Origin of the sequence: Jatrophihabitans sp., assembly GCF_046262535.1 — a bacterium.
Lineage (GTDB): Bacteria > Actinomycetota > Actinomycetes > Mycobacteriales > Jatrophihabitantaceae > Jatrophihabitans.
This window is the reverse complement of record NZ_JBHEMO010000133.1, coordinates 1-9,175: the sequence shown is the minus strand read 5'-3', so window position 1 is coordinate 9,175 and position 9,175 is coordinate 1. Positions and strand designations below refer to the sequence as shown.

The window sequence follows — 9,175 nt, the reverse complement described above, 5'->3', positions numbered from 1 at the left end:
CTGGACGACCAACGCGAGCAGCATGAGCTGGGATGGACGGAGCTGGCCGAGGAACTGTGGCAGCAGTCGTCGGAGCTGAACGCGCAGCGCGGCGATCATTCCCTGTGCCCCGGCGCCCTCGTCCGGACCGCCAGGCGCGGCTCGATGTCGTGCCAGTACGCCCTGATCATCCTGCGGTGGATCAATCGCGCGCCGGAGGATTTCCTGACCGGTGCGGTCGTCGACGTAGGGGACGTCCGCCTGCCCGAGGCCGGACCTGATCGGCGGCTGCGCTGGGACCTGAGCCAGGTCCATGCCGTGCTCGATGACGAGCGCCGGCAGCGGCACATGACGTGGGCGCGGCTGGCCGCGGAGCTCGACTGCACGTCGAACCGGTTGACGAACCTGCGCACTGCGCGCCTCGCCGACATGGATCTCGCGGTGCGCGTTACGCAGTGGCTCGGCCAACCGGCGGCTCGATTCATCCACCCGGCTGACTGGTGATTGCCATGTTCGAGTCCTCACACGACCTCGATCCCACCGTTCGAGCGGCCTACCTGGCGCGGCTCGGCGTCGAGGCCGGACCGCCGTCGGCCGAGGCCTTACGGGTGATCGTGCAACGCCACGCGGAGCGGGTGCCGTACGAGACGTTCTGGATACCAGCCGGCGAGCGGTGGTCGATCAACCCGGTGATGGCCGCGCAGCGGATCGCCTTCGACGGTCGGGGCGGGTACTGCTACCACCTCAACGGTGCGCTCGGGCTGCTGCTGCGCTCCCTCGGCTACGCCGTGCACGGGCACGTCGGCGGGGTGCAGGGCGCTGAACCCAGCCCGGACGCGATGGGCAATCACCTCGTGCTCACCGTCCGCGACCTGCCGTCGGACGACAATCCGTCGGCCGTCTGGTACGTCGACAACGGGCTGGGGGACGCGCTGCACGAGCCGCTGCCGCTCGTGGCCGGCACCTACCTCCAGGAACCGTTCGAGCTGAGGCTCGAACGTGCGGATGACGAGAGCTGGCAGCTCATCCACGATCCCGCCGGGGGGTTCCGGACCATGGCGTGGACGACCGGGCCGGCCCAGCCGGGCGACTTCGCCGCGAAGCACGAGTGGCTGTCGACCTCACCGGACTCCGGGTTCGTGCAGGTGCCGATGGCCGAGCGTCGCGATGCGACCGGCGTCGATGTGATCCGCGGCGTGGTGCTCGCGCGCATCGGTGCCAATGCTTTCACCGCCGAGCCGATCACCCGCCGATCGGAGTGGTTCGAGGCGCTGGCCGACCGGTTCGACCTTCGCTTCGACGCAACCCCGCCCGAGTCGCGTGACCGGCTGTGGCACGCGCTGCTCAGCGCTCACCGAGCATGGGAGTCCGGACGGTCGCGTCGTTGACCGACTCGGTCGAGCCCGCTTTCGAGGCGGCGTACGGGGCGACGGCGACGAGGGCGGCGAAGCCGGCGATCAGCCCGGCCCCGCCCAGCGACAGCAGGATCGTCGACAGCAATCCGGCGCCGGCGGCGAAGGCCCAGACCGTGGCATCGACGCGTCCCTCGACGGCCAGCCGGTCGGTGACGTCGAGGTCGCCGGCGACCAGGGTGCTGCCGGCAATGAAGCACAGGTTCCAGCCGTAGCCGAGCAGGAACAGCGAAACCGCCTGGCCGGCACCGCTGGAGAACGTGGTGGCAGCAGAACTGACCACGAGGACGACCAGGCCCACGCGGATCACCCGGTACGCCCCGAATCGGCTCACCACGAACCCGGTCAGAGGCGAGAACGCGAACATGCCGAAGGTGTGCGCGCTCAACACCGCGCCGATCGCGGATGTTGCCGACCCGTGCAGCAACATGTTCATGGGTGTGGCCGTCATGACGGCGACCATGATCACTTGGGCCGCCGCCATCACCAGGAGGGCCTGCCGGGCCGACGGGCGATCGAACGGACGGTGCGCCGCCTCGGTCACATCCGCAGCCCGCCGACCGCCGGGCACCGCCAGGGTCGAGACCAGCGCCAGCACGACACACCCGCCGGCGAGCACGAACGGGCCGCAGTCGAAGGGCAGTCCGCACGTCGAGGCTCCCCGGCCGCTCGGGTCGAGCAGCAGCGGACCGCCGACGGCGCCTGTCGTCGCGATCCAGACCACGAAGGAGATTGCCGCCGCGCGCCGAGCCGGTGTTTGCAGTTCGGCGGCGACGTAGCGCGAGAGCTGCGCCGCGGCATTGCCCATCCCGAGCAGGAACAGTCCGGCCGCCAGGCCGAGCACGACCATCTCGGCACTGCGGTCCTGACAGGTGGCGGCGACACACAGGGCGCTGCCCAGGACGGCGACGAGGTATCCGGCGCGCAGACCCCGCCGGTAGCCGCCGCGCGCGATTCGCGCGGCAACGAAGACCGAACCGAGTCCGGTGCCGAGGATGCCGGCGGTGGCCGGCAGCGCGGCCCAGGCGACATCGAGGCGATCCCCCACGACCAACGTCGCGGTCGCGCTCGACACGGCCATCGTTGCGTTCATCAGGGCGGCGCCCCCGCCCAGCGCAAGCTTCGTCATGCCTGAGCACGTTAGGCAGGCGAACCGCCCGGATGAATGGCCGCGACGACTGGATTGGCCTTCCACGGTTTGCGGGCGCAAAGCGATCGCGGCCGTACGCTTTGCGTATGGAACGACCACTCGATCAGACGGACTGGCGCATCCTCAGCGAGCTCCAGGGCGACGGGCGATTGTCGTACAACGAGCTCGCGCGCCGCGTCCAACTGTCACCGCCGGCGGTGGCCGATCGGGTGCGCCGGCTGGAGGACCAGAAGGTCATCGCCGGATACCAGGCGCGCGTCGACCCGGCCCGCGCCGGACTGCCGTTCACGGCCTTCATCCAGATGCGCTGTGTGCTGGGCCGCTGCCTGCTGAAGACCACCCGGGCCGAGGACTTCCCCGAGATAGTCGAGATCCACCGGCTGTCCGGAACGTCGTGCACGATGCTCAAAGTGCGCGCGGCGTCCATGGCTCACTTCGAGGGGCTGGTGGAACGCCTCGGCGAGCACGCGGAGTTGAACACCCACGTCGTGTTGTCCACGCCCTTCGAGGGACGGCCGGTGGTTCCCGAGGCGATCACCGACCGCCCGGTATCGCTGTCCGAGGGTTGGACGAAGTGACACCGTCGTCGGCACCGATGAACGTAGCCTGCAACAGCGCGGCGATGCGCTCGCTGAAGAGACGCTGCGTCCACCGCCGGTCGACGAGCAGCGCCTCGACGAGGTCGCTGTTCGTCAGGGCGTAGAGCATGTCCGCGGCCGCCCCCACGTTCCAGTCATCGGCCAGCACACCTTCGTCACTGAGTCGCCGGGCCAGTCGGGTGCAGCTGGCCAGATTCGCCGCCCGGACCCGGCGTCGATGGGCCGCAGCGTCGGCGTCGGCGGGTGCCGTCTGGGCGAAGGCCCGGTCCACGGGCAACACACGCGAGTGGTAGCGGGCCAGGTGAGCCCCCCACCGCGCTAGGGCATCCGCCGCCGTTGGGGCCGCCCACACCTGGTCCAGCGACTGTTGAAGGCCCTCGGTCTCGGCCACATGGTCGAACAGCGCACCGATGAGTTCTGAGCGCGTCTTGAAGTGCAGGTAGACGGACCGTCGCGTGACCCCCGCGCGGTCCGCAACCGCACCCATCGTCGCCGAGGACACGCCTTCGCGCTCGACCAGCGCTCGGGTCGCGTCGAGCAGCGCGGCGCGCGTGCGACGGCTACGTGCGTTGCCAGGTTCGGACATCGGTTTGACAACCTCTCGAACAGGGAATTACACGCTGCGTGTAGTAACTGTCCTACACATACAGTGTAGTTGAGAGGAGCAGGAATGGCCCTGAAGGTGGCAGTCGTCTATTACTCCGCAACCGGCAACGTGCACGCGCTCGCGCAGGCACTCGCGGAAGGAGCCGAGAAGGAGGGCGCCGAGGTACGCCTCTTGCGGGTGCCCGAACTCGCGCCCGACGGCGCGATCGACGCGAACCCTGCCTGGCGCCGGCACGTCGAAGCAACCAAGGACGTGCCGGTCGCCGGCCTCGATGACCTCCAATGGGCCGACGCGTACGCCTTCGGGACGCCGACGCGCTTCGGCAACATCGCCAGTCAGCTCAAGCAGTTCATCGACATGACGGGTCCGCTGTGGGCGCAGGGCAAGCTGTCGAACAAGGCGGCCACCGCGTTCACGTCCGCGATCAATGCACACGGCGGCAACGAGACGACCCTCATGGCCCTGTACAACACGATGTGCCACTGGGGAACCATCATCGTTCCCCCTGGTTACACCGACCCCACCATCGCGCCCGCCGGAGGCAACCCGTACGGCACCGCGCACGCTTCGGGCAGCGGCTCGCCGGGCGACGAGGCGCTCGCCGCCGCGGCCTACCAGGGTCGCCGGCTGGTCCGGTTCGGCTCGGCCGTCAACGAAGCGCGGGCGGTTCCCCTGGATGCCGCGTGATGTCTGACCTCGATCAGGAGCGGACCGACGCCTGACCGGTTCTAGGATCACGGGGTGGGGCCGACCGCCGGTTACGACGAGATCGCGGACTGGTACGAACACGTCTTCCTGGCTCAGTCGCGCGGTTCGTCCGAGCATCCGCTCGGCATCGACCGGGCGTTGCGCACATTGCTGGAGACCGGCTCCGGTCCCTGCCTCGAGATCGGCTGCGGCACCGGCGAATGGGCCGCTCTGGTGCGAGAGCTGGGCCGGACTCCCCTTGGCGTGGATCTGTCGGGCAGCATGTTGCGCTACGCACAGCCGCGGATGGCGGTCGTGCAGGCCGACGCCGAACACCTGCCCTTCGCGTCGGCGACGCTTCCGGCGGCGATCACCGTGATGGCACACACCGACATGCCGCACTACCCGACGGTCCTCACCGAGATCGCTAGGGTGCTCCGTCCGGGCGGCGTGTTCGTGCACGTGGGCGTCCACCCTTGCTTCTGCGGCGGATTCGCCGACCGCTCCGATCCGGACGCCGTTGTCATTCGGCCCGGCTACCTCGACAACGCGTGGACGACCGCGTCCTGGACCGACCAAGGCCTGCGCGACAAGGTCGGCGCGTCACACTGGCCGCTTCCCGACCTGATGCACGCCTTGCTGGATGCCGGTCTCGTCCCGGAGCGACTCGACGAAGGCGGCGCCGGTTCCGATCATGCTGGCGATCCGCGCCCGGAAGCCGTGACGGGCGGGCGAGGAGCTCATCCGATGACGGGTCGCGGCACGAGCTTGACCCGGCGGCCACTGAAGATCCATCCGCCGAGGGCCGCGGCCACCGGGAGACCGATCAGCACGGCGAGCAGGTCGAGCACCGGCGGGTTGCTCATCCGCTCGCTGAGCTGGTTGCGGAAGAACGCGACCGTCGCCACATAAGCAACCGCGGTCCCGGAACCGGCGGCGAGGACAGCCAGCGAGCCGGCCGTCCAGGCGCTGATCGCCCGGCGTGTCCGGCGTCCGGCCCCCAGGGCACTGAGCGCCTGGTCGTGGCGGGCCGACTCCGCGCGCACCAGCCCGACGGTGAGGACAAGGACGCCGAGCGCCACCAGGACGCCGGCGGCGCACGCGTAGGTGCGTACCTCGGTCAAACTCGGCGCGTCGGTCTTGGTCGTGATCGTCAGACCGGCGGCGGCGGCTCGCACCCGCGCCGAGTTGAGCTGCCCCGCGGTCAGACCGGTCGGCAGCTGCACGAGCCAGCCGCTCGGTCGCAGACTCAATCCGAGGCGGGCGGCAGCGGCCGCGGTGACCACGAGATTGGGCTCATCGGTTCCAGTCGGCAGCCCCGACATCGTCTGGACCCTCGGGTCGACGGCGATCTGCGGGTCGGGCCGCTTCGGGTTGGGAGTTCCGTAGAGCAGCGCGAGACCGGATTGGTCGGCGAGGCCGGGCCGCGAGGTGAGCAGCACGGAATCGGCTCGGACCGACGCGGGGTCGATGCCGTAGTGCTTGAGCAGCGCCGGAGTCGCGACGTAGATGTCGCCCGGACCGCCGCGGAACGATCCGTCGGCGGTCCGTCGGGTCAGCGCGGCGTCTGTGTCGGTCAGCGGCAACACGCTCGTCGCGTGCAGGTCCGTCGCGATCGCTCCCGCCGCGTGAGTACCTGCGGCGCCGCCTCCGGCATGGATGAGCAGCGCGTCGGCCGGCAGGTTCGGCCCGAAGTAGTCGACCGGATCGGCGTAGCGGCCGGTGGTCAGCAGAGTCACCAGCACGGCGATGAACACGGCGAAGCTGGTCGCGGCGAGCGCGGCGCCCGATCGGGCTCGATAACGGGCGGCGTCGCGCCAGGCGATCCGGCCGGCGAAGGGCGCTCGGCGCGCGACGCGGCCGAGCGCGGCGACGCCGACCGGCGCGAGCAACAGCAACCCCGCGGCCGCGCCGAGCAGTCCGGTCAACTGCATGATCAGCGCCCGGCCGTTACCGGCGCCCCAACCGCCGGAGAACGCGAGCAGCACGACCGAGAGCACGAGCGCAACAGTCCCGGGCAGCGCCGAACGATGCAGCGCACGCGGGGTCACCGGGCGCGCCGACAGTGCGGCCACCACAGGCATCCGGGCTGCGCTGCGGGCCGGCCACCGGGCGGCAAGCGTGGCGGTCAGGACGGACAGCACCATGGCGGCGGCGACCAGTGCCCATGGTAGGTCGCCGAACGCGATGCGGTGGTGGGCACGGGTCGAGAGGTGTGGGACATAGACCGCCCACGCGCCGAGGCCGATCGCCGCACCCATGAGCGCGCCCACAGCGCCGACGACCAGTCCGTTGCCGATCATGACGAGGCCCACGTTGCGCTCGGTGGCGCCGAGGGCGTGCAGCAGCCCCAACGCCGGCATCCGCCGCTGGGCGAGCACGGTGAAACCAGCGACGGCGACGAGACCGACGAAGATCAGGCCGACCAGGCTGACCGCCAGCACGATGATCTCGGGTGCCAGGCCACGCGAGTGGATCGGCGTCACCGCCCGGATTCCGGCCGGGAGTGGATGTGCTGCCAGAGTCGCGGCCGAGGCGTCGAACAGCACGGTCGCCTGCACAGAGCCGGTCAAGGTGCCCGGCGGCACGAGGGCGAAGTCGTCGAGCAGGTTCTGCGGATTCTCGACCGTCCCGACAACCAGATAACGACGGCTCCCGTTCGTCCAGCGGCTACCGATCGACAGGTGCAGTAGCTTGCCGAGATCGGTCGCGACGGCCAGCTCGTTGGTGGCTCGTGGATAGCGGCCGCTGACCAGCGCCAGCATCGGCCGCCCGAAGGGGCCGGCGGGCTCCTGGGCCCGCAGCTGCGCGGCCTGGGCGAAGCCGGTGACCAGTGGTTGGTTCTCGATGACGTCGACGGCGCCAACCGACCGGCGGACGCCGGCGATCTCCGCGTCCACCCGCCCCGCCGTACCACTGACCATCGCGAGGTGATTGCCGGTGCCGAAGCCGGCGTTCTCCGGCGGCTGACTGTTGACGGCGACAGCCGCGCCCAGCACGGTGGCCGCGACGGCGACGGTGATGAGCACCAGGACCATGATCTGCTGACGCCACTCCCGGCGGAACAGGCGAACCGACCATCGCAGCACGGCCCGCCGGGCGGCGAGGCCGCCACCTGTGACCTGCGCGCTGCCGACCGCCCCCGCGACGCTCATTCCCTCACTCCGTTCGGGCATGCAGAGACGCAATGCCTAAAGCTCGCTCGCAAGCGTCGCTCGCTCATCGGCGGCGCTCGGGTTGCAGCTGGAGGAGCGACTCCGGCCCGGAAGGTGACGATGTCTGGTCGACGATCCGGCCGTCGCGCAGGAACACGACACGGTCGGCCCAGGAAGCGAGCTGCGCGTCGTGGGTGACCATCACCGCGGCTACTCCCCGCCTGCACGCCGCCAGCAGTAAGCGCATCACTCCTTCGCTGCTCGCCGAGTCGAGGGCCCCGGACGGCTCGTCAGCCAGCAACACGCGGCGATCACCGATCACCGCACGAGCAATGGCGACCCGCTGACGCTCGCCGCCGGACAGCTGGTCGGAAAAGTTCTCGGCCCGCGCACCCAGGCCCAGCTGGTCGAGGCTGGCCAGAGCCATGACGCGGGCGCGGCGGGCAGGGATGCCGTCCAGCTCGAGGGGCAAGGCGACGTTCTCGGCGGCGGTGAGCCCGGCGAGCAGGTTGTAGTCCTGGAAGACGTACCCGACGGTGCGCCGACGCAGCCGGGCCCGCGCCTCGGATGACTGATCGGACAGCCGCACACCGGCGATCCGCACCTCACCGGCGTCCGGTGCCTCCAGACCGCCGGCGATCGTGAGCAGTGTGCTCTTGCCCGAACCGCTCGCGCCCATGATGGCGACGAGTGACCCTGCCCCCACGGCCAGGCTCACGTCGCGCAGGGCGTGCACCTGTGCTGCATCCTGACCGTAGGTCTTCGAGATGTGGCTGATCTCGAGCGCGTCAGTCATGGCTGCGCACCTCGACGCGGCGACGGGCGCGGGGCAGCGGCAGCTCCGCCGCCTGCGGAGGGTCGAGCGACGCCCGCTTGATCCGGCCGTCGGCCGCATCGAGCCAGCGCACAACGGAATCGAGGCGGTAGAGCTCGGCGTCGACAGCAAGCCCGAAGGACAGATCGGTTCCGGCATCGCTTTCCTTGAGCCGCGTCCACTGCTGCATCAGCTCCACCAGGTAGCGGCGGTGCCGCTGGATCAGGCCGTGCACGTCGACGCCGGGGACCTGGCGGGCGACGAGAACCTTGACGACGAGTTCGTCGCGCGGGGGCGAGCTGAGATCAGGCGGCGTCTGCAGCCAGGCGTCCAGCTCGGTCTTGCCGCCCTGCGTGATCCGGAAGCCCTTCTGGGGGCCGTCCTCGTCGGCATCCTCGGACTGCACGAGACCGTCTCGCTCGAGGCGCTGCAACGTCGTGTAGACCTGGCCCACGTTCAGCGGCCACACCTCGCCGGTCCGGCTTTCGAACTCCTGTCGCAACTGGAGGCCGTACTTCGGTCCGTCGCTCAGCAGCGCGAGCAGCGCGTGCCGGACACTCATGACTGGTTCCGTCGCAGTAGCATACTCAGTATGTTACCGAGCAGAGTTGCCGCCTGTCAACGCGCCCGATCAGCTCCCCCGGTACGTCGAGAAGGCGAACGGGCTGAGCAGGAGCGGAACGTGGTGATGCGCGCCGGAGTCGACGATCTCGAAGGTGATCGTCACTTCGGGATAGAAGCCGGAGACACCGGTGCGGGCGAAGTACGCACC

Annotated in this window: 10 protein-coding genes and 1 pseudogene; 5 read left to right on the top strand and 6 right to left on the bottom strand. The window is 70.1% G+C overall.

All coding sequences use genetic code 11. The features are described from left to right. On the top strand, positions 1-483 hold a 483-nt coding region (locus tag ABR571_RS17350), incomplete at its 5' end, for a hypothetical protein (RefSeq protein ID WP_409454461.1). 5 nt (positions 484-488) lie between these two features. Continuing rightward, a complete protein-coding gene (locus ABR571_RS17345; protein WP_409454460.1) occupies positions 489-1,367 on the top strand; it encodes an arylamine N-acetyltransferase family protein in 879 nt (292 codons plus the stop codon). On the opposite strand, the gene ABR571_RS17340 is transcribed toward ABR571_RS17345, so the two are convergent. Beyond that, positions 1,324-2,520: an MFS transporter gene (locus ABR571_RS17340; RefSeq protein ID WP_409454459.1), complete on the bottom strand. Its 1,197-nt coding sequence runs from the start codon at positions 2,518-2,520 to the stop codon at positions 1,324-1,326. The two genes, ABR571_RS17345 and ABR571_RS17340, sit on opposite strands and share 44 nt — an antisense overlap. 107 nt (positions 2,521-2,627) lie before the next feature. Between ABR571_RS17340 and ABR571_RS17335 the strand changes: the two genes are divergently transcribed. Next, a complete protein-coding gene (locus tag ABR571_RS17335; protein ID WP_409454458.1) occupies positions 2,628-3,119 on the top strand; it encodes an Lrp/AsnC family transcriptional regulator in 492 nt (163 codons plus the stop codon). Here the strand turns inward: ABR571_RS17335 and ABR571_RS17330 are convergent. Next, positions 3,076-3,726 carry a TetR/AcrR family transcriptional regulator gene (locus ABR571_RS17330; protein ID WP_409454457.1) on the bottom strand — a complete coding sequence of 217 codons (651 nt, stop codon included), beginning with the start codon at positions 3,724-3,726 and terminating at the stop codon, positions 3,076-3,078. The two genes, ABR571_RS17335 and ABR571_RS17330, sit on opposite strands and share 44 nt — an antisense overlap. A gap of 84 nt (positions 3,727-3,810) precedes the next feature. On the opposite strand from ABR571_RS17330, the gene wrbA reads away from it, so the two are divergent. Beyond that, entirely contained in the window at positions 3,811-4,434 is a 624-nt protein-coding gene (gene wrbA, locus ABR571_RS17325; RefSeq protein WP_409454456.1) for an NAD(P)H:quinone oxidoreductase, read from the top strand. A 54-nt stretch (positions 4,435-4,488) separates the two neighbouring features. After that, positions 4,489-4,845, top strand: a pseudogene (locus ABR571_RS17320) (class I SAM-dependent methyltransferase); the annotation flags it as partial. Between the two features lie 329 nt (positions 4,846-5,174). Here ABR571_RS17320 and ABR571_RS17315 read toward each other — a convergent pair. The 4 genes from ABR571_RS17315 to ABR571_RS17300 all read right to left on the bottom strand — a co-directional run. Continuing rightward, positions 5,175-7,610, bottom strand: a complete 2,436-nt coding sequence (locus ABR571_RS17315) for an ABC transporter permease (RefSeq protein ID WP_409454455.1) — start codon at positions 7,608-7,610, stop codon at positions 5,175-5,177. A gap of 43 nt (positions 7,611-7,653) precedes the next feature. Then, entirely contained in the window at positions 7,654-8,385 is a 732-nt protein-coding gene (locus tag ABR571_RS17310; RefSeq protein ID WP_409454454.1) for an ABC transporter ATP-binding protein, read from the bottom strand. Then, on the bottom strand, positions 8,378-8,965 hold the full coding sequence (locus ABR571_RS17305) for a PadR family transcriptional regulator (RefSeq protein ID WP_409454453.1): 588 nt from the start codon (positions 8,963-8,965) through the stop codon (positions 8,378-8,380). Before ABR571_RS17305 ends, ABR571_RS17310 begins: the two co-directional genes overlap by 8 nt. A gap of 69 nt (positions 8,966-9,034) precedes the next feature. Next, positions 9,035-9,175: hydroxyisourate hydrolase (locus ABR571_RS17300; protein ID WP_409454462.1), on the bottom strand; the 141-nt coding region annotated here is incomplete at its 5' end.